Source organism: Usitatibacter palustris (assembly GCF_013003985.1).
GTDB lineage: Bacteria > Pseudomonadota > Gammaproteobacteria > Burkholderiales > Usitatibacteraceae > Usitatibacter > Usitatibacter palustris.
In genome coordinates this window covers 2,650,573-2,669,541 of sequence record NZ_CP053073.1, presented here as the reverse complement: position 1 = coordinate 2,669,541, position 18,969 = coordinate 2,650,573, and the positions used below count along the sequence as shown (strand labels likewise).

The 18,969-nt window shown below is 66.7% G+C and carries 16 protein-coding genes; 9 read left to right on the top strand and 7 right to left on the bottom strand.

From position 1 onward, the window contains the following. The first annotated feature begins 28 nt into the window (after positions 1-28). Complete coding sequence (locus DSM104440_RS13005; protein WP_171163302.1) at positions 29-205, top strand: hypothetical protein; 177 nt, start codon at positions 29-31, stop codon at positions 203-205. 7 nt (positions 206-212) lie between these two features. On the opposite strand, the gene DSM104440_RS13000 is transcribed toward DSM104440_RS13005, so the two are convergent. After that, positions 213-884: a hypothetical protein gene (locus DSM104440_RS13000; RefSeq protein ID WP_171163300.1), complete on the bottom strand. Its 672-nt coding sequence runs from the start codon at positions 882-884 to the stop codon at positions 213-215. Positions 885-998: 114 nt separating this feature from the next. Between DSM104440_RS13000 and DSM104440_RS12995 the strand changes: the two genes are divergently transcribed. From DSM104440_RS12995 to DSM104440_RS12985, 3 genes are read left to right on the top strand one after another with little or no spacing between them, the layout of a single operon-like run. After that, positions 999-1,793: a response regulator gene (locus DSM104440_RS12995; protein ID WP_171163298.1), complete on the top strand. Its 795-nt coding sequence runs from the start codon at positions 999-1,001 to the stop codon at positions 1,791-1,793. Between the two features lie 33 nt (positions 1,794-1,826). Next, positions 1,827-2,789 carry a Bug family tripartite tricarboxylate transporter substrate binding protein gene (locus DSM104440_RS12990; protein ID WP_171163296.1) on the top strand — a complete coding sequence of 321 codons (963 nt, stop codon included), beginning with the start codon at positions 1,827-1,829 and terminating at the stop codon, positions 2,787-2,789. Between the two features lie 5 nt (positions 2,790-2,794). Next, on the top strand, positions 2,795-3,700 hold the full coding sequence (locus DSM104440_RS12985; RefSeq protein WP_212758064.1) for an alpha/beta hydrolase: 906 nt from the start codon (positions 2,795-2,797) through the stop codon (positions 3,698-3,700). Positions 3,701-3,744: 44 nt separating this feature from the next. On the opposite strand, the gene DSM104440_RS12980 is transcribed toward DSM104440_RS12985, so the two are convergent. The 5 genes from DSM104440_RS12980 to DSM104440_RS12960 all read right to left on the bottom strand — a co-directional run bounded on the left by DSM104440_RS12980 (position 3,745) and on the right by DSM104440_RS12960 (position 7,638). Next, positions 3,745-4,545 carry an outer membrane beta-barrel protein gene (locus DSM104440_RS12980; protein ID WP_171163292.1) on the bottom strand — a complete coding sequence of 267 codons (801 nt, stop codon included), beginning with the start codon at positions 4,543-4,545 and terminating at the stop codon, positions 3,745-3,747. Positions 4,546-4,559: 14 nt separating this feature from the next. Beyond that, complete coding sequence (locus DSM104440_RS12975; protein ID WP_171163290.1) at positions 4,560-5,450, bottom strand: DUF1684 domain-containing protein; 891 nt, start codon at positions 5,448-5,450, stop codon at positions 4,560-4,562. A 64-nt stretch (positions 5,451-5,514) separates the two neighbouring features. Beyond that, entirely contained in the window at positions 5,515-6,468 is a 954-nt protein-coding gene (waaF, locus tag DSM104440_RS12970; RefSeq protein WP_246211990.1) for a lipopolysaccharide heptosyltransferase II, read from the bottom strand. Between the two features lie 41 nt (positions 6,469-6,509). Continuing rightward, positions 6,510-6,713 carry a zinc-finger domain-containing protein gene (locus DSM104440_RS12965; protein WP_171163288.1) on the bottom strand — a complete coding sequence of 68 codons (204 nt, stop codon included), beginning with the start codon at positions 6,711-6,713 and terminating at the stop codon, positions 6,510-6,512. Position 6,714: 1 nt separating this feature from the next. Then, entirely contained in the window at positions 6,715-7,638 is a 924-nt protein-coding gene (locus DSM104440_RS12960; protein WP_171163286.1) for a branched-chain amino acid transaminase, read from the bottom strand. Positions 7,639-7,807: 169 nt separating this feature from the next. On the opposite strand from DSM104440_RS12960, the gene DSM104440_RS12955 reads away from it, so the two are divergent. Next, on the top strand, positions 7,808-9,073 hold the full coding sequence (locus DSM104440_RS12955) for an adenylate/guanylate cyclase domain-containing protein (protein ID WP_171163284.1): 1,266 nt from the start codon (positions 7,808-7,810) through the stop codon (positions 9,071-9,073). Here DSM104440_RS12955 and glnE read toward each other — a convergent pair. Continuing rightward, positions 9,070-11,733, bottom strand: a complete 2,664-nt coding sequence (gene glnE / locus DSM104440_RS12950; RefSeq protein WP_171163282.1) for a bifunctional [glutamate--ammonia ligase]-adenylyl-L-tyrosine phosphorylase/[glutamate--ammonia-ligase] adenylyltransferase — start codon at positions 11,731-11,733, stop codon at positions 9,070-9,072. The genes DSM104440_RS12955 and glnE overlap by 4 nt on opposite strands. 15 nt (positions 11,734-11,748) lie before the next feature. On the opposite strand from glnE, the gene DSM104440_RS12945 reads away from it, so the two are divergent. From DSM104440_RS12945 to DSM104440_RS12930, 4 genes are all read left to right on the top strand, one after another. Then, positions 11,749-15,651, top strand: coding sequence for a YhdP family protein (locus tag DSM104440_RS12945; protein ID WP_171163280.1), 3,903 nt, complete (start codon positions 11,749-11,751; stop codon positions 15,649-15,651). Next, the gene (locus DSM104440_RS12940) at positions 15,648-16,520 is read left to right on the top strand and encodes a carbon-nitrogen hydrolase family protein (protein WP_171163278.1); all 873 of its coding nucleotides are present in this window, start codon (positions 15,648-15,650) and stop codon (positions 16,518-16,520) included. The genes DSM104440_RS12945 and DSM104440_RS12940 overlap by 4 nt, the downstream gene beginning before the upstream one ends. Before the next feature lie 458 nt (positions 16,521-16,978). After that, a complete protein-coding gene (gene tldD, locus DSM104440_RS12935; RefSeq protein WP_171163276.1) occupies positions 16,979-18,427 on the top strand; it encodes a metalloprotease TldD in 1,449 nt (482 codons plus the stop codon). 18 nt (positions 18,428-18,445) lie between these two features. Then, entirely contained in the window at positions 18,446-18,928 is a 483-nt protein-coding gene (locus tag DSM104440_RS12930) for a hypothetical protein (protein WP_171163274.1), read from the top strand. The last annotated feature ends 41 nt before the right edge of the window (positions 18,929-18,969 follow it).

Below are 18,969 nucleotides of genomic sequence, written 5' to 3'. Positions count from 1 at the left end.
GGAGGAACAACAACTCCCGGAGGCTGTGATGTCTTTCGCTCTCTACGTACTCGGTTTCATCATCTTCGTGGTCGGCCTGAGCTGGGCTGCTGCCACGGCCGGCGTGCCGCACCTGTATATCGGCATCGGCGCCGTGATCATGCTCGGCATCGGTATCTTCACCGCGGCCAGCACCACCCGCTCGAAGGATCCGCCCGCTTCGTAACGCTTCGCTAGCGCCGTCCGCCCTTCGGGGGCGGCGGCCACTGCAGCATCTTCGAGGCGCTCATCTCGAAGGCGTCGCGGCGAACCACGAGCTTTTCCTGGCGCCGCGAGATGAGGTCGTAGTGGCGCAGGTCGCGCAGCCGGTCATGGGCCTCGACGCACTGGCTTCCGTTGGTCACCCACAGGTGCGGATCGATGCGCCGCAGGTCGAACGCGCCAGAGTAGCTTCGCAACGTCTTCTTCCCGCGCTTGTTGAAGTACTCGTGGAAATACGAGATCGCGAGCTCGCGCAGCGTCCGGTACACCGGGTCGCGATAGCGAAGGTATGCGCCATTCGTCTTGGAGAGCGCGCCCCAGCATCCGCCCCGCTTGAAGAGCGTGATGACGTGCGGGAAATCCGAGATCTCGCAATCGAGATGCATCACATAAGGGGGTTCGCCGTGGACCCAGAGGGCGGCGGCCGCGACATAGGCCCCCTCGATGCAGTGCGCGCGGTTCTGTTGCAGGACCTCGCGGACGGAAAGCAGGGTTTCGCCGCCGATCTCGAAGTTGATCGGGATGGCATTGAGGAATTTCTGGATCTTCTGGGGGGTGTCGAGGGCGGCCAGGCGGCGGAACTCTCCAAGGGAAAGTCCGAGGTCCCCGGCGCGCGCGAAGCGCCGTTGTAGGCGGGTAGGCATCGCCGGGAAGGATACCGGATGAAAGTTTGCCCTTGTAGGACTCTGCTGGCATCACCGCCCTTTGAGTGCTGCAACCATGCCCGTAGAAATAAATATTGCAGGTACCCCACGACCATGGAAAAACAGAACCCTACCAACCACGAATTCGGCCAGTCCGCTCGCGGCCTCGCATCCACCGGCGAAGAGCTCGTCGGACTGGTCAGCGTGATCCGCGATGCGATCGACTCGGCCCGGCCCGAAGTCGAGAACCTCGGGCATCGCATCGAGGCGTCGCTGCCGGACCGCGCGATCGTGGTTCGCGCCGACCCGGAGCGCCTCACGCGCGTGTTTGCCGACATGATCCTCGGCGCGGCCCGCAAGGCGCCTCCCGCCAGCCGCGTCGTGCTCGACGTCGTCCACGAGGCGTCCTGGGTGCAGGTCACCGTCTCCGAAGCGGGAGAGCGCATGGGCCATGTGTACGGCAACGTGGGGCTCGCCACCGAGTTCGAGGCGGGCAAGCCTCGCGACCTGAGCGAGAGCGCCAAGGGCGTGCTCGGTTCGGGGCTTCGCATCCTCATCGTCGAGGACCATCCCGACACCGCGATCTCGTTCGGGAAGCTTCTCGAAGCGCTCGGCAATGAAGTGCGCATCGCCACGAATGGCCCCGACGCGCTCGCCATCGGCCAGGAGTTCCGCCCCGACGTCGTGCTGCTCGACATCGGCCTGCCGTTCATGAACGGCTTCGAGATCGCTCGCAAGCTGCGCGAGCGTTACTGGGGCCGCAGCGCGGTCGTGATCGCCACGACGGCGTGGGACCAGGAAGAAGACAAGCGCAATTCGGTCGCGGCGGGCATCGACCATCACCTGGTGAAGCCCGTCGACCCCATCGGCCTCGCGAAGCTCCTCGCCGACACCGCGAAATCCCACTAAAGTAGGCGCCTCGCTCGATCCGGGAGGCGCTTCGTGGGTTTCGTTTCGCGTATCACCGCGGTCATCGCGCTCGCCGCGTGCACCACTTCATTCGCGCAGGACTATCCCTCGCGTCCCATCAAGATCATCGTGCCGTTCTCGCCGGGCGGCGCGGTCGATGGACCGACGCGCATGGTGGCTTCCGAGCTCGCCAAGCGCCTGAACCAGGGCGTCATCGTCGAGAACCGTCCGGGCGCGGGTGCCACGATCGGCAGCGAGGCGGTCGCGAAATCCCCGGCCGATGGCTACACGCTGCTGCTTGCCTCGCAGACGAACGCGATCAGCGCGACCCTTTATTCCAAGCTCAACTTCCAGCCCATCGATGATTTCGCGCCGATCGGCCTGATCGCGCGCGAGCCCGGGGTGCTCGTCGTGCATCCTGCGTTCCCGGCGAAGTCGGTGGCCGAATTGATTGCCGCGGCGAAGAAGGATCCGGGGCTGATTCATTACGCATCCTCGGGCAACGGCAGCGGGCAACACCTGTTCGCAGCGATGTTCACGACGATGGCCGGCGTGAAGATGACGCACGTGCCCTACAAGGGAAGCGGCCAGGCGACGACGGATCTCCTCGGTGGCATCGTGCCCGTGTCGTTCCCGGGGCTCGCGGGAATGCTCGGCCACATCAAGGCCGGCAAGCTTCGCGCGCTCGCCGTGACCGGAGCGAAGCGCTCGCCCGCGCTGCCCGACGTGCCGACGCTGAAGGAGGCGGGGCTCGAGGGTTACGAAGCGTACGTGTGGCTCGGTCTGCTTGCGCCGAAGGGCACGCCCGCGCCGATCCTCGAGCGCCTGCAGCGCGAGCTGACCGCTTCGCTCGCGACCCCCGAGGTGAAGACCTATATGGATCATCACTCGCTGGAAATCCTGGCCGGGACGCCCGCGGCGTTCGATGCCTACTTCCGCGAGGAACGCGACCGCTGGGCGAAGATCATTCGCGAGACCGGCGCCAAGGTGGAATGAACACGATGAAGAAGATCACCGGCAACGAACATTTCACCAACAAGGGCGACGTGCGGCTCTTCCTCTGGGAAAAGTACGAGGGATCGCCCGAAGGCAAGCCCGCGGTGCTTTTCGTCCACGGCTCGTCGATGGCCTCGCAGCCCACCTTCGACCTCACGGTTCCGGGGCGGCCCGATTCATCGGTGATGGATTGGTTCGCCGAGCGCGGCTTCACGTGCTGGTCGGTCGACATGGAGGGCTACGGCCGCTCCGACAAGAAGCGCGACATCACCTGCGACATCGCCAACGGCGCCGACGACCTCGCCGCGGCGACGGACTACATCCGCGCCAAGCGTGGCATCACGCAGTTCGCGATCTACGGCATTTCATCGGGTGCGCTGCGCGCCGCGCTCTTCGCACAGCGCCATCCGGACCGCGTCGCGCGCCTGGCGCTCGATGCGTTCGTCTGGACGGGCGAAGGCAGCCCCACGCTCGAGCAGCGCCGCAAGAAGCTGCCGCAGTTCCTCGCGTCGAAGCGCCGTCCGATCGATCGCGCGTTCGTCTACTCGATCTTCGAGCGCGACCATCCCGATTGCGCCGAGAAGCGCGTGGTCGATGCGTTCGCCGACGCCATCCTCGCGCTCGACGACTCGATGCCCAACGGAACCTACATCGACATGTGCTCGAAGCTGCCGGTCGTGGATCCGGAGAAGATCCCCGTGCCCACGATCGTGATGCGCGGGCAGTACGACGGCATCGCGGGCTTCGACGACCTCGTGGCGTTCTTCAAGCGCCTGCCGCATCCCGACAAGCAATTCACCGTGATGAACGGCATCTCGCACGCGAGCTTCCAGCAGAAGAACTACCTGATGGTCTACCACATCCTCCACGCGTACTTCACGCAGCCGCCGCCGGCTTACACCGGGCAATAAAAAACCGGGGCAAGCCCCGGTTTTTTTTCAGGCGATGCCGGGGCTCAGAAGCTGTAGCCCAGGTAGACCGTCGGCCCGTCGAAGCGGTAGTCGAACTCGCCGCGCGCGCCGCCCTTTTCCGAGACCAGGTTGTACTTGTAGTAGTTGTAGCCCACGCCGACGTACGCCTGCGGGTGGAACGCCCACTCCAGGCCCACGGCGAAGTTGACCAGCTCGCCGTCGTAATCGCCGATCTTCACCTTCAGCAACTGGCCGTAACCCATGATGCGCAGGGTTTCGGCGAAGCGCGCCGAGCCGAGGATGCCGATCGTGGGCAGCGGGAAGTCCACCGAGGCCTCGTCGCTCACGGTGCCGGCGGCCGTGCCGGCGGAGACCTTGAACTTCGTGTAGTGCAGGCCGAGCAGGAAGGCGAGCTCGGTGCCCTGGTCGTTGATCGGCGAGTAGCGGTAGGCGACGCGCAGCGTGTCGGATTCGAAGTGCGAGTTCACCGTGGTGTTGATGGGGAACGTGGCGTCGCCCCAATTGATGCTGCCGGTGAGAGTGCGGCTGCCGTTGCGGTCGAGCGTCACGTACGAGCCGTCGATGCCGTGGCGATTGTTGATGCGCCAGAGGAAGTCGAACGTCGGCAGCGTCTTCGTCTTCTGCATGCCGAAGTCGCCTTCGAGGCTGACGGAAGTGCCGATGCCACCGCCGACGTCCGCGTCGAGGCGGATGTTGGTGTCGGCTTCAGCGCGGAACGCGCCGATCTGGAACGTGAAGGCGCGATCCCAGGGATCGGCCGCATGGGCGAACGGCGCCGCGCAGGAAATAAGGGATGCAGCGGCGAGGGCGATTTTCTTGTTCATGTTGGGCTCCAGGGTCAGCCAGCTTTTTTCGGGGGGTATTTTTCTCCGGCCTCGACGCGCACCTTGAGGATGTTCTGCTCAGGCGGCAGCGGGCAGGTCGTGAATTCGCTGAATGCGCACGGAGGATTGTAGGCGCGATTCAGGTCGAGCATGAATTCGGTGTTGGGCGCGGGCTTCTTCTCCACGTAGAGGAAGCGGCCCGGGCGATACGTGGTCTTCCCGGCGGTGTCGTCGCGGAAGATCGTGAACAGACCCTCGTCGTCGCCGACGACGTCGAGCCGCTGCGTCTTGCCGTTCAGCGTGAACTCCAGGTAGCCGGGCGAGGGCTCGTCGGAAACTTCGTCGAGCACGTTGACGATCGGAACTTTCTTGCCCGGCGCATAGGGCACGAACTTCGCCTTCACGCGGTAGGTCTCGTCGACGGCGTACCAGACGCGGCCGCCGAACGATTCGCGCACCTTGCTCTGGTTGTCGGCGAGGCGAAGGATGTATTTCCCGTCGCGTTCGATCACATGCATGGTGGCGCGGCCGAGCGCGACCCAGTCGCGGTTGTCGGTCTTGGTGCCCATCTCGCGTTCGGTAAAGGCCACGCCGTCCTTGGTCATCGTGACCCCGGGAGCGAGCTTCATCGTGACCTTGCCGGGCGTGACCTCGATCGTGCCGATCCGCTCGGGCCCCAGGCCCTTCGGAAGGACGATCGCGTTGCTCGCGCCCGTGCCGAAGGTATTCACGCCCGGTTTCATGACGTAGCGGCCGGCGAGGGTGAGCCAGCCGTTGTCCTGGCGGAGGCTCTTTTCGACTCGCGTGCGCCAGGCCTCGACGGCCTGGACATGCTCGGCATCCGCGGCAACGGCGGGCACCATGGCGGTGCCGATCAACAGTGCGGCGAGGAGGGTGGTTCTCATGCGGGTCGGGCCATGGATTCTCACGGGGATATTGTAGGCGATTGGCGCGAGGGCGTGAGTTGCGCTAGCGCAAGTCGAGCGAAGCCAGCACCCGCGCGGGTTCGAGCTGGACGAGGCAATTCGTGTGGCCGAGCGGGCAATCGCGCTTGAAGCAGGGGCTGCACGAAAGGTTGAGGGAGATCACTCGCGCGTTGGCCGACAGCGGCGGCGTGAAGCCCGGGCTCGAGGAGCCGAAGAGCGCCGACATCGGCCGGTCGAGGGCGGCGGCGATGTGCATGAGCCCCGAATCGTTGCTCACCACGTGGGTCGCGAGCGAGAGCAGGTCGATGGCTTCGGCGAGCGAGGTCTTGCCGGCCAGGTCGAGACAGGCCCCGCCCGCTTCCTGCTGGATCGCCGCGGTAATGGCGGCATCCTTCCCGGAGCCGAAGAGCCAGACCTGCCAGCCGCGGCCGAGGAGCTCGCGCGAAAGTGTTGCAAAGTGTGTCGCGGGCCAGCGCTTCGCCGCGCCATATTCCGCGCCGGGTGCGAACGCGGCGATCGGCGTGTTGGTCGCAAGCCCGAATTTCGCGACCGTCGCCGCGCGAGCGGCGGAATCCACCATGAGGCGTGGCTCGGGAACGGGGCGCGCGAGCGGTTCGCCCGCGGGCTGCGCGAGTGCGGCGAACGTCTCGACCATCAGGGGCAGGCCCTGTGGATCGAGGCGGCGCATGTCGTTGATCAGCCCGTAGCGCATCTCGCCGCGATAGCCGGTGCGTACGGGAATGCGCGCGTGCCACGGAATGAGCGCGGACTTCAGGCTGTTGGGCAGGATGATCGCGCGGTCGTACTGGGGAAGCGCTTTCGCGTAACGGCGGCGCGCGCCCAGCTCGATGGCGCCGTGGCCGAACGGCAGCGCGCGCGCTTCAGCGACCTCGGGCATGCGATGGAAGACGGCGAGCGCCCAGGGCGGGGCGATCACGTCGATGCAGCCGTCGGGATCGCGCGCCTTCAGGCGCGCGAGCATCGGGTGGGAGAGCACCGCATCGCCCACCCACGAGGGCGCGACGACGAGAGTCCGGATCAGTGTCCCCCGGTCACGGGTCCGCCGGCGAGGCGGTAGAGCGTGCTGCAGTAGGGGCAGCGCGATTCGCCGGTGCTCTCGATCGGCAGGAACACGCGCGGGTGCGTGTTCCAGAGCTTCTGCGAAGGCAGCGGGCAATGCAGCGGCAGGTCCGTGGCGTGGACCTCGACGAACTTCTGGTTGAGCTCGGTGGGCAGGGCCATGTCACTTCACCGGGGTGAGCCAATGGTGGTACTTCGCGTTCCTGCCGTTGACGATGTCGAAGAACGCCGTCTGGATCTTCTCCGTCACGGGGCCGCGCGTGCCCGACCCGATCACGCGCCGGTCGAGCTCGCGGATCGGCGTGACTTCGGCGGCGGTGCCGGTGAAGAACGCTTCGTCGGCGATGTAGATGTCGTCGCGCGTGAGGCGCGTCTTCTCCACCGGGATGCCCAGGTCCGCGCAGATGTGCTGCACGCTGCGCCAGGTGATGCCGTCGAGTGCGGTCGTGAGCTCGGGCGTGTAGACCTTGCCCTCGCGCACGATGTAGATGTTCTCGCCCGCGCCTTCGGCCACGAAGCCGTCGGTGTCGAGCAGCAGTCCCTCGTCGTAGCCATCCTTGGTCGCTTCGAGGTTGGCGAGGATCGAGTTGGCATAAGTGGTCGCGACCTTCGCGCGCGCCATCGTGACGTTCACGTGGTGGCGGGCAAAGGAAGAGGTCTTCACGCGGATGCCGTTCTTGAGGCCATCCTCGCCCAGGTACGCGCCCCAGGGCCACGCGGCGATCGCGACGTGGACCTTCGCGCCGATGGGTGACACGCCCATCTTCTCCGAGCCGTAGAAGGCGAGCGGCCGCAGGTAGCAAGACTCGAGGTTGTTCACGCGAACGACCTCGCGCTGCGCCTCCATCAGCTGCTCCTTCGTGTACGGCACGTCCATCATGTAGATCTTGGCCGAGTTGAAAAGGCGGTCCGTGTGCTCCTTCAGGCGGAATATCGCGGTGCCGATCGCTGTTTTGTAGGCGCGTACGCCTTCGAAGACGGCCAGGCCGTAGTGCAGGGAATGCGTGAGCACGTGGGTATTGGCTTCGCGCCAGGGCACGAGCTTGCCGTCGTACCAGATCTGACCGTCGCGGTCTGCCATCGACATGGGAATGGGGCTCCGGAATGCAGGCTGAAACGGTGAATTTTACACGCTCGCGGCCCGGTCCCTGTGGGCGGGCTCCTGTGCCATAATCAAACGACAAGGGACAAGCCCAAAATAAGATCGACGCGCACATGCTGCAGACCATTCACTGCCGCTGGTTCCTGATTGCGAGATGAGCGCGCTGCCTTTGCCCGCAGAAGCGAAGAACCCCGCTGCGCCCCCCGCGATGACGCCGGAGGAAAAGCTTTCCGGCGACATGCTCATGCTCACCTCCGGTTTCATGATGTGCGCGGCCGCGCTGTGGCTCGCCGTCTACTGGAGCATGGGTCACCAGTATTCGACCGCGATTCCGCTCGTCTTCCAGGGCCTCGCCGCCGCGACGATCCTGCTCTACTGGAAGACACGCAAGCTCGTCACCTTCGCGGTCATCCAGCTCGGCCTCATCCTCTTCGCGCCCTTCGCCATGCAGTGGGCGATCGGCAACTTCGTGACGTCGTCGGGCGTGAGCCTCTGGGGCCTGATGGCGCCGGTGGGCGCGGTCACGGTGCTCGGCACGCGCCAGTCGGTGCCGTGGTTCTTCGCGTGGCTCTTCATGACGGTCATGGCGGGCGTGTTCGACTACCTGCTGTCGGGAACGACCGGCCGCTTCGACATGCAGACCGTGGCGGTCTTCTTCGTGCTCAACTTCGCCGCGATCTCCGTGATGATCTACTCGCTGCTGTGGTACTTCGCGAGCGAGAAGCAGAAGCTGCGCATGCAGGTCGATCGCCAGCACGAGGAGATCAAGCTCGAGCGCGACCGCAGCGACAAGCTGCTCCTGAACATCCTGCCGGCCCCGATCGCCGAGCGCCTCAAGCGCAATGAAGTGAACATCGCGCAGGGCCACGCGGACGTCACGGTGATGTTCGCCGACATCGTGGGCTTCACGAAGATGACCGAGGAGCTCTCGCCGGTCGAGACCGTGAAGATCCTCAACGACGTGTTCTCGATGTTCGACGAGATCGCCGACAAGCATCGCGTCGAGAAGATCAAGACCATCGGCGACGCGTACATGGCCGCCGCGGGCCTCGATACGGGTGCGAACATCCACTACGCCGATGCCGTGGCGACGATGGCGCTCGAGATGCAGGACCGCATCCGCGAGTATCGCGAACGCACCGGTGAACGCGTCGAGCTGCGCGTCGGGATCGGCACGGGCCCGGTGGTGGCCGGCGTCATCGGCAAGAAGAAATTCATCTACGACATGTGGGGCGACACGGTGAACGTCGCGTTCCGCATGGCCTCCGATGCGTATTCGGGCGCGGTCCAGGTCGACCTCATGACTTACCGGCGCCTGCACAACCGCTTCCGCTTCGACGAAGCGCACGAAGTGGAGATCAAGGGCAAGGGCCGCATGCAGGTGTTCCACCTCATGAGCCGCATCCAGCCGACCTCCTAGGCGCCGAACACCTCCGCCCAGAGTCGCTGCACCGCTTCACGTTCCGCCGACAGTTCCCCCTCCGCCACCGCTCCCAGCTCTGCATCGTTGAGCGCGGCTTCGTGCGTGCGCTTGCGCAGCGCGAGGTAGGCGTCGGCCGCGGCGATCGCGATCGCCGGGTCGAGCAGTCCGAGGTCGCCCGCGCGCCGCAGCAACTCGTGGTTCCCCTTGTTCTCGCGCAGCTGCGCATGCGCCGGTCCGTGCTCGAGGACGATCGCCTGCACGCAGAACTCGAGGTCGATGACGCCGCCGCGCACGTGCTTCAGGTCCTTCGAGGATTTGTGCTCGTCGCGCATCTTCTTGCGCATCGCGGCGATGTCCTCGCGCAGCTTCGCGCCATCGCGCGGTTGCGCAAGCACCGCATCGCGCACGTTCTCGAAGCGCGCGCCGAGCCTCACGTCGCCCGCGCAGAAGCGCGCGCGCGTGAGCGCCTGGTGCTCCCAGGCCCAGGCGCGCTTGGCCTGGTAGTCCGAGAACGCCGCCATCGAACTCACGAGCAGCCCCGCCGCGCCATCGGGACGCAGGCGCAGGTCCGTTTCGTAGAGGATGCCCGCGGACGTGTGGCTCGTGAGCCAGCTGTTCACGCGCTGCGAGATGCGCGCGAAGACTTCGGCTTCGCCGGCGAGCGCCTCGTCATAGAGAAACACGATGTCGAGATCCGAACCGTAGCCCAGCTCCTTGCCGCCGAGCTTGCCGTAGCCGATCACGGCGAAGCCGGGAATCGGCCCGCGCGGGCGCCCAAGGCTCGCGGCGGCTTCCTGCATCGTCGCTTCGAGGATGAGATCGGCGAGTGCGGAGAGCTCGTCGGAAAGCGCCATCACCGGCAACTCGCCTTCGAGGTCGGCGATCGTGAAGCGAAGCATGTGCCGTTGCTTGTAATGCCGAAGCGTGTCGAGCAGGCGCTCCGTGTCCGAAGCCACGGTGGCGCATTCGGCGAGAAGCTCGCGGCGTTCGGCTTCCCAATCGGTCGCGGTGAAGCTCGCGGCCGTGCGCAGCAACTCATCGAGGAGGATCGGGTGGCGGGCGAGCAAGCGCGCGGCCCACGCGCTTCGGGCCGCGAGGCGCGCGGCGCGTTGCAGGACCTGCGGGTATTCGACCAGGAGGGCGAGGTAAGCCTCGCGCCGGTCGATTGCTTCGATCATGTCGAAGAGGCGCAGCGCCGTCTCGGCTTTTCCCCCTTCGCGCGCCGCGGCCTCCACGACGAGCGGCAGCAGCGCATCGATCTTCGTGCGGCACGCGCTCGAGAGCGATCGATAGCGCCGCGAGGTGGCGAGCGCGACCAGGCGAGCGGCGACCGGCGTGGCGTCCGTGAGTCCGATGCGCGCGAGGTCCTCGGCGAGCGCGTCGACGTCGGGTGTCGCTTGCGGATCGTTGAGCCGTGCGACGACATTGCCAGTGCCCGATGACGGGGGGCGATCGAAAAGGGCGGCGAATGATTCCTGGACGACCGCGCGATGCCCGTCGAGCACGGCAAGGAACGGCTCCCATGCCGTGAAGCCCATCGCCTCGGCGATCGCCGCGCGATGCTCCGCAGCGACCGGCAGCGATTGCGTTTGCTGGTCGTCGTAGTACTGGAGCCGGTGCTCGAGCGTGCGCAGGAATGTGTAGGCCTCGTTGAGTCCGCTGCTGTGAGCGGGCTCGATCAGGCCGCGTGCCGCCAATGCGGCGAGCGCCTCGCGCGTAGACGTGAGCCGCAGTCCCGCATCGTGTCCACCGCGCACGAGCTGGTGCAACTGCGCGACGAACTCGATTTCACGGATGCCGCCCGCGCCGACCTTGATGTCATCGGCTTTCCGCCGCTGCACCGCGGCCTCGAAGATGCGCGCGTGCAGCTCGCGCAGCGCGCCGAGCAGCCCGTAGTCGAGGTAGCGGCGATACACGAAGGGATCGATGAGCGCTTGCAGCGGCACGGCCGCGCCGCTCACGGTGCGGGCCTTGAGCCAGGCGTAGCGTTCCCAGGGACGCGCCTGGGCGATGAAGTAGTTTTCCAGCGAGGCGAGCGAGCACACGAGCGGGCCCGAATCTCCATACGGGCGCAGGCGCATGTCGACGCGGAACACCTGCCCTCGTTCGGTGATCTCGGCGAGCAGCGCGATGAGCCGCTTGCCCACGAGCGCGTAGTACTCCGGGTGCGAGATGGGTCGCGGCCCCGAGGTCTCGCCGTCTTCGCCGTAGATGAAGACGAGGTCGATGTCCGAGGAGACGTTGAGCTCGCAACCGCCGAGCTTGCCGAGCCCGGCGACGATGAGCCCGGGCCCCGCGACACCGGCCTGCGGGGCGCCATGCGCGGCGGTGGCTTCGCGCTCTGCCTGCGCACACGCGGCACCGATCGCGACCTCGGCGAGATCGGTCATCGTGGCCACTACTTCGGCGAGCGGCGCGAGGCCGTTCAGGTCGCGATGCGCGAGGCGCAGGAGCACGGCGGCGCGCAGGTCGCGAAGGGAGTCCGCAAGCGAATCGCCTTCCTGGATCCGTGACCGCATTTCCTCGCGGCCGAAGGGCCGGCCGGACGTCGATTCGAGCTCGTCGCGGAGGGCGGGGCGCGCAGCGAGAAGTCGCGCGCAAAACGGGGACAGACGGAGGGTTTTTTCGAGGGCCGCGGAGAAGGGACGGTCGCTCATTGCGGCTACAATACCGTGAAAAGCAAGCCCGAGGCTCACCGCATCAAGACCCTGTCGCGCATCTTCGTTCGCCTGGCCGTAGGCGCCGGCATGACCGCGCTCGTCCTGTTCACGGGCGCCGTCCTTTATTTGCGCTATGTCGCCCTTCCCGACGTCGAATCGATGCGCCCGCGCATCATCGCGTCGCTCGAATCGGCCAGCGGCATGAAGGTTTCGATGGCGCGCATCGATGGGGGATGGGGCGGCCTTCGTCCGCGCCTGTCCATGCAGGACTTCGGGCTCGCGGACCACCGTGGCGCGACCGTGCTTCGCATGCAGCATGCCGAAGCCACGCTCTCGTGGTGGGCGCTGTTGCTGGGCGAAGTGCGCTTTCATCATGTGGAACTCGATGGCCCGCAGCTCGTGCTTCGCCGCGGCAAAGACGGGCTGATCTACCTCGCGGACAAGCCGCTCAATGCGGCCGGCCCCGGCGACGGCGAGTTCGCGCGCTGGCTGCTCGCGCAACCGAGCCTGCGCATCACCGATGCGACGCTCGTCTGGCAGGACGAGAAGGTGTCCGCTCCTGAGGTGCGCCTGTCGGGCGTGGAGATCCTCATTCGCCGCCGCGGCGGCCGGCATCACGCGGCACTCATCGCCAAGCCGCCGGCCCACCTGGCCGCGCGCCTCGAGCTGCGCGCGAACCTTGCGTTGAAGCACGAGGACCAGCGCTGGAGCGTGGTGGGCTCGCTCTATGCCGAAGCGTTGCAGGCGGATCTTGCGAGGTTGCGCACGCACCTGCCGCTTCCCGAGAGCCTGCGCAGCGGATCGGGCAGCGTGCGTCTGTGGGCGGAGATCGACCCGGAGGGCATGCGTGAAGTGACGGCCGATCTCGCGATGCGAGATGCGCGCGCGCAACTCGCCGCCGACCTCCTGCCGCTCGAGCTCGCGTCGGTCTCGGGCCGCGCGACGTACGCAAAGCAGGCGGGCGGGTTCTCGTTCGCGACGAAGGACCTTCGCATCCGCACGCGCGGCGGCGCCGAGTCCAAGCCGGCGACCTTCGCGGTCACGCTCGCGAAGGACGAACGCGGCCCGCGTGGCGAGGTGACTGCGGACGCGATCGATCTCAAGCTCGCCGCGACATTGCTCGACTACTTCCCGGTGCCGCGCGACGTGAAGGGGCACGTGCTCCAGTACGCGCCGCGCGGGCACATCAGCAAGGCCACGCTCGCCTGGCGCGGGGAGAGCCTCGCGAAGGCCAGCACCCTTTCGGTCTCCGGAAACTTCGAGGACCTCGCGGTGAACGCGGTGAACGGCTACCCGGCGGTGCAGGGACTCACGGGCAGCGTGTCGGGTGACGAGAAGGGCGGCACGCTGAAGCTCGCCTCGAAGAAGGCCTCGCTCGAGATCGCCGAGAAGTTTCCCGTCCCGTTCACGTTCGATCGGCTCGAGACCACCACGCGCTGGAAGGTCGTCCCGGCCGGGATCGAAGTCGCCATCGAGGAGGCGCGCTTCGCGAACGCCGACGTCGAGGGCGAAGTGTCGGGCACCTGGCGTTCGCTGCCCGCGGGCCAGGAAGGCAGCAAGCCCGGGCATGCGGAACTGAAGGGAACGTTGTCGCGCTTCGAGCCTTCGCGCGTCGTCGATTACCTGCCGTCGCGCTACGAGCACACCCGGGGCTGGCTCGCGCGTGCGGTGAGCGGCGGCACCGGCACACGCGCGCGCTTCGAAGTCCGCGGCGACCTCTGGCACTTCCCGTTCGTCGAGGGCAAGGATGGCCGGTTCTGGGTCGAGGGCGACATCCACGGCGTGAAGCTCAAGTACCACCCCGACTGGCCCTCGATCGATGCGATCGACGCCCACCTCGTCTTCGAAGGCGCGCAGCTCGACATCCGCTCGGACGGCGCGACGATCTTCTCGAGCCGCGTGAAGGAAGCGAAGGCCACGATCGCGAATCTGCTCGCGCAGCCGCCGATCCTCGAGATCAGCGGGCAGATCGTGACCGGCGGCACCGACAGCGTGAAGTTCCTGCGCGAAAGCCCGCTGATCAACGGCCCGGGCGCCTTCACGCGCGCCGTGCAGATCGACGGCCCCGCGCGGCTCGGGATCGCGATGCGCTGGCCGCTCTACGGAACGGAGTCGGCGCGCATCACGGGCGACTACCTGTTCGATGGCGCCAACGCGCGCGTCGGGCAAACGCTTTCGTTCAACGGCGTGAAGGGCAAGCTTCAGTTCACCGAGAAGGGCGTGCGCGCGCCCGAGCTCACCGGAACGATGTTCGGCCAGCCCGCGCGCCTGAAGATCAATACGCAGGGTGATGGAACCTTGCTCACGGAACTCGATGGCCGCATCGCAATGCCGGTGCTCGGCGCCTACATTCCCGATGCCATTTCCGCGCGGCTCACGGGCGGGATCGATTGGCGCGCGGCGCTCGTGTCGGGCCGCGGAGGCAGCGACCTGCGCATCGAATCGGACTTGAAGGGCCTCGAGGTCGCGCTGCCCGCGCCCTTCGACAAGGCCGAGGCCGTGGCGCGGCCGCTCACGATCGCGATCCGCCAGCTGGGCTCGGACAACGAAGTCACTACGGCCTCGCTCGACGGCGGCATCTACGGCCGCTTCGGCACGCGCCGCACGCCCGAAGGCGACCGCTGGCACGGCGCGCTCAAGTTCGGCGCACCGCTTGCCGATGAACCGATCAAGGACGGCGTGTGGCTCTACGGCGAGCTCGCCCATCTCGACCTCGACGCGTGGCAGGCGGTCTTCCCCGCGCGGGCGCGCGCCGTCGCGGACGCCCGCATCGCGACGGGGACCGAATTGCGCGGCTTCGACCTCAAGCTCGATCGCGTGCAATTCACGCAGCGCGAGTTCCCGAACGTCTCCGCGCGCCTCGAGCGCGTCGGCACCGAATGGAAGGGCCGCCTCGAAGGACAGAATCTCGCCGGTGACGTCGCGTGGAGCTCGGAAGGCAAGGGGCGCGTGGTCGCGCGCTTGTCGCGGCTAGCACTTCGGCCGCAAGGCCCGCAGCCCGCGCGCGAAGCGCGCCCGCCGCGCGACGGCGAGCAGCGAGGGGCCGGCGACCTTCCCGCGCTCGACATCGTCGCCGAGCGCTTCGACTTCAAGGGCAACTCGCTGGGCCGCCTCGACCTCAAGGCCGAACCCACCGGCGACGAGTGGCGCATCGAGCGCCTGGACATCCTCAATCCGCACACGACCTTCAAGTCGAAGGGCGTGTGGCGCCAGACGGCCACGGGCTCGATCACGACGCTCGACCTCGCGCTCGACACCTCCAACCTCAACGCGCTCTTCGAGCAGTTCGGCTTCGGCGATTACGTTCGCGGCGGGACGGCGAAGCTGCAGGGCACGCTCGCGTGGCCCGGCTTCCCCAACGAGTTCGATCCCTCGGTCCTGCAGGGCAGCTTCAAGCTGAGCGCGGCGCGCGGCCAGTTCAACAAGATCCAGGCCGGCGCGGGCAAACTCCTGGGCCTGCTGTCGCTGCAGTCGCTGCCGCAGCGCGTGACGCTCGACTTCCGCGATGTCTTCTCCGAGGGCTTCGCGTTCAACTCGATCAACGCGAACGTGAAGGTCGCGCGCGGCATCCTGCTCACCGACGACCTCGAGATCAGCGGCCCCGCGGCCTTCGTGAGCATGGTGGGCGAGGTGTCCCTGCCGCGCGAAACCCAGTCGCTCACGCTGCGTGTCGTGCCCGAGATCGGCGAGAGCGTGGCGCTTGCCGCCACCGTCCTGGGCACCCCCGTGCTCGGATTGTCGACACTGCTCGTTTCCAAGCTCCTCCAGAATCCCCTCGGCAAGGTCGTGGCTTACGAATACCTCGTCACGGGGACATGGGATAATCCCTCCGTCACGCCAGTTTCGGTGCCGCCGCCACGAGCGACGAAGGCGACGGCCGAGGCGGCGCAGCCGGCGAAGATCCCCCCGCAATGATCATCACCAAGAATTCGACGACGCCCGAAGCCCTCCGCGAGACGTTCGTCATCACGCAGTCGATGTTCCGTGTCGCGGCCATCCAGATGGCCTCCGGCCCGAACGTCGCGGCGAACCTCCAGGAGGCCGGCCGCCTGATCGAGCTCGCCGCCGCTTCGGGCGCGCGGATCATCGCGCTCCCGGAATACTTCGCGATCATGGGCATGAAGGACACCGACAAGGTGGCCGCCCGCGAACGCGAAGGCGAAGGCCCGATCCAGTCGTTCCTCTCCGCGCAGGCAAAACGGCATCGCTGCTGGATCGTCGGGGGCTCCGTGCCACTCGCCTGCAGCAACGACGAGAAGGTCCGCAACTCCTGCCTCGTCTACGACCAGGAAGGCCGCCTCGTCTGCCGCTACGACAAGATCCACCTCTTCGGCTTCGAGATGGGCCAGGAGCGCTATTCCGAGGAACGGACCATCGAGCCGGGGAACCAGGTGGTCACGGTGGAGTCTCCCTATGGACGGCTGGGCATTTCCGTCTGCTACGACCTGCGCTTCCCGGAGCTCTATCGCGCCATGGGCGATGTCGACCTCATCCTCGTGCCTTCCGCGTTCACCGAAACGACGGGCAAGGCGCACTGGGACACGCTGATCCGCGCGCGCGCCATCGAAAACCTCGCCTACGTGATCGCGCCCGCGCAGGGCGGCTATCACGTGAACGGCCGCGAGACGCATGGGCACACGATGATCGTGGATCCGTGGGGTGTCGTCCTCGATCGCCTGCCGCGCGGTTCGGGGGTTGTCGTTGCCGGCGTGAACCCCACTTATCAGCAGAAGATTCGCAAGAGCCTGCCGGCGCTGACGCACAAGACGGTGAGGAGTTGGTGAGGTGGCTGGCGACGAAGGGGAGGCCTGTGGGTGGCGGTTTTTTTCCCGGGGTGCCTTCGACGGCTCATTCGGTCAGGGCCCAGACAGCATGATTTGGCCCGTGGCATCTCGATCATTGTTCACGAAGGCACCCCGGAAAAAAAAGCCGCCACCCACAGTCCTCCCCGCCGCATCGAAGTTTGGAGAGGGGACCCTCGCGGGAATCTTGCCGTTGCCTGCCCTCGCTCGGTGGCAGGTTCCGGAGTACACCGCGATGACGGCCCCAATCTCGATGCTGCGGGCCGGAGGGGTGGGGCCGCTTTTTTTTATGGGTTGGCTTCGTGGGTGGTTGTTCGCGATGCCACGGACCAAATGATGCTGTCACGACTCTCTTTTGCTACGCCTTCGAAGACAACCCAGAAAAAAAACGGTCCCACCCCTTCGGCCCCTGTCACTGCCGCCTGCCACTGGAAAAAACCATGACGAAGCCCGGACCTACCCCCCTCGATATCGCCAAGGCGGCGTTGCTGACCCCGTTCGGGCTCGACGAGCAGTCGCTCGCGCGCACGTTCGGCACGATCCTCGCGCATCGCGCCGATGACGCCGATCTCTACTTCCAGCACAACCGCTCCGAAGGCTGGACGCTGGAAGAAGGCGAAGTGAAGAACGGCAGCTTCTCCATCGACCAGGGCGTGGGCGTGCGGGTCGTGTCGGGCGAGAAGACTGCGTTCGCCTACTCGGACGACATCAACGAAGGCGCGCTCGATGCCGCGGCGCGCGTGACCCGCGCGATTGCCGCCGATGGCGGCGATGCCAGCGTGGCCGCGCCCAATGTGCGCACGGGCTCGGGTCTCTATGCACCCATCGATCCGGTTGCCGGCCTCGATGATGCGAAGAAGGTCCTGATCCTCGAAACCGTGGAGAAGATGGCGCGCCGCATCGATCCGCGCGTGAAGCAGGTGATCGGCCGCCTTTCGGGCGAATACGACGTCGTGCTCGTCGCGCGCGCCGATGGAACGCTGGCCGCCGACGTGCGCCCGCTCGTTCACCTGTCGGTCACGGTGATCGCCGAGCAGGACGGGCGTCGCGAGCAAGGCCACGCGGGTGGTGGCGGACGCTTCGGCTACGAACATTTCACGGACGAGCGCCTCCAGAAGATGGCGGGCGACGCGGTACGCCAGGCCACGGTGAATCTCGATTCACGCCCCGCACCGGCCGGCGCGATGAGCGTCGTGCTCGGACCCGGCTGGCCCGGCATCCTGCTGCACGAGGCGATCGGTCATGGCCTCGAAGGCGACTTCAATCGCAAGGGCACCTCGGCATTCAGCGGGCGCATCGGCGAGCGCGTGGCCGCCAAGGGCGTGACCGTGGTCGACGACGGCACGTTGCCCGACCGCCGCGGCTCGCTCTCGATCGACGACGAAGGCAACACCACGCAGCGCAACGTGCTCATCGAGGACGGCGTGCTGCGCGGCTACATGCAGGACAGCCTCAACGCGCGCCTCATGGGCGTGGCCCCCACGGGCAACGGCCGGCGCGAATCGTATGCCGCGCTGCCGATGCCGCGCATGACCAACACCTACATGCTGTCGGGCGACCAGGACGCGGACGAGATCCTCGCCTCGCTCGACCGCGGCCTGTTCTTCCCGAACTTCGGTGGTGGCGAGGTCGATATCGTCAGCGGCAAGTTCGTCTTCTCCGCATCCGAAGCGTGGTGGGTGGAGAAGGGCAAGAAGCTCTACCCGGTGAAGGGCGCGACCCTCATCGGCAACGGGCCCGATGCGCTAACGCGCGTGGCGATGATCGGCGACGACATGTCGCTCGATCCGGGCGTGGGCATGTGCGGCAAGGAAGGCCAGTCGGTGCCGGTGGGCGTAGGCCAGCCGACGCTGCGCATCGAGGGCCTTACCGTGGGAGGAACCGCCTAGACCTCACAGGAGGTGGACATGAGCACCGCAGCTGGAAAAGCATGCCCTGTATGCCACACGCCCCTCGCGCTGATCGCGCTCGCGGACCAGGTTGGCGAGGAAAAACCGATGCGCATCACGCTCTCGGGCATGCCCGCCCTCGAATGCGAGAAGAAGCATCGCTACTTCGTGCACGCCGAGTTCCCGCTCTGGCTGATGACCCACCTGGTCGACGAGGACGAGGCGAAGCTGCCCGCCGGCCGCGCCAAGGGATTCCTGATCAAGCACTACGTCTGCACCGAATGCGGCAAGGACCTCGCGCCGAAGGAGGACCACCGCCATGCATTCCGTGCTCGCGAAAGCTACAAATCCACGCCGGAGTTCGACGTCGAGATCTCGATGCCGGTGTTCAAGTGCGTCGGCTGTGGGCGCGAACAGCTGCATTCGCTCGACGAGGTCCGCAAGCTCACGCCGGCCGCGCTCGTGCAATGCTTCAAGGCCGCGGGCCTCAAGGCGCCCTAGGTTGCATCTGCCACCGGGCCTTGCGCGTAACCAAGTCATTC

Bases quoted from the DNA above. Each gene is read 5' to 3' on its own strand.
- DSM104440_RS13005 (WP_171163302.1), top strand. From the start codon at position 29: ATGTCTTTCGCTCTCTACGTACTCGGTTTCATCATCTTCGTGGTCGGC.
- DSM104440_RS13000 (WP_171163300.1), bottom strand. From the start codon at position 884: ATGCCTACCCGCCTACAACGGCGCTTCGCGCGCGCCGGGGACCTCGGA.
- DSM104440_RS12995 (WP_171163298.1), top strand. From the start codon at position 999: ATGGAAAAACAGAACCCTACCAACCACGAATTCGGCCAGTCCGCTCGC.
- DSM104440_RS12985 (WP_212758064.1), top strand. From the start codon at position 2,795: ATGAAGAAGATCACCGGCAACGAACATTTCACCAACAAGGGCGACGTG.
- DSM104440_RS12980 (WP_171163292.1), bottom strand. From the start codon at position 4,545: ATGAACAAGAAAATCGCCCTCGCCGCTGCATCCCTTATTTCCTGCGCG.
- DSM104440_RS12975 (WP_171163290.1), bottom strand. From the start codon at position 5,450: ATGAGAACCACCCTCCTCGCCGCACTGTTGATCGGCACCGCCATGGTG.
- DSM104440_RS12965 (WP_171163288.1), bottom strand. From the start codon at position 6,713: ATGGCCCTGCCCACCGAGCTCAACCAGAAGTTCGTCGAGGTCCACGCC.
- DSM104440_RS12960 (WP_171163286.1), bottom strand. From the start codon at position 7,638: ATGTCGATGGCAGACCGCGACGGTCAGATCTGGTACGACGGCAAGCTC.
- DSM104440_RS12955 (WP_171163284.1), top strand. From the start codon at position 7,808: ATGAGCGCGCTGCCTTTGCCCGCAGAAGCGAAGAACCCCGCTGCGCCC.
- glnE (WP_171163282.1), bottom strand. From the start codon at position 11,733: ATGAGCGACCGTCCCTTCTCCGCGGCCCTCGAAAAAACCCTCCGTCTG.
- DSM104440_RS12940 (WP_171163278.1), top strand. From the start codon at position 15,648: ATGATCATCACCAAGAATTCGACGACGCCCGAAGCCCTCCGCGAGACG.
- tldD (WP_171163276.1), top strand. From the start codon at position 16,979: ATGACGAAGCCCGGACCTACCCCCCTCGATATCGCCAAGGCGGCGTTG.
- DSM104440_RS12930 (WP_171163274.1), top strand. From the start codon at position 18,446: ATGAGCACCGCAGCTGGAAAAGCATGCCCTGTATGCCACACGCCCCTC.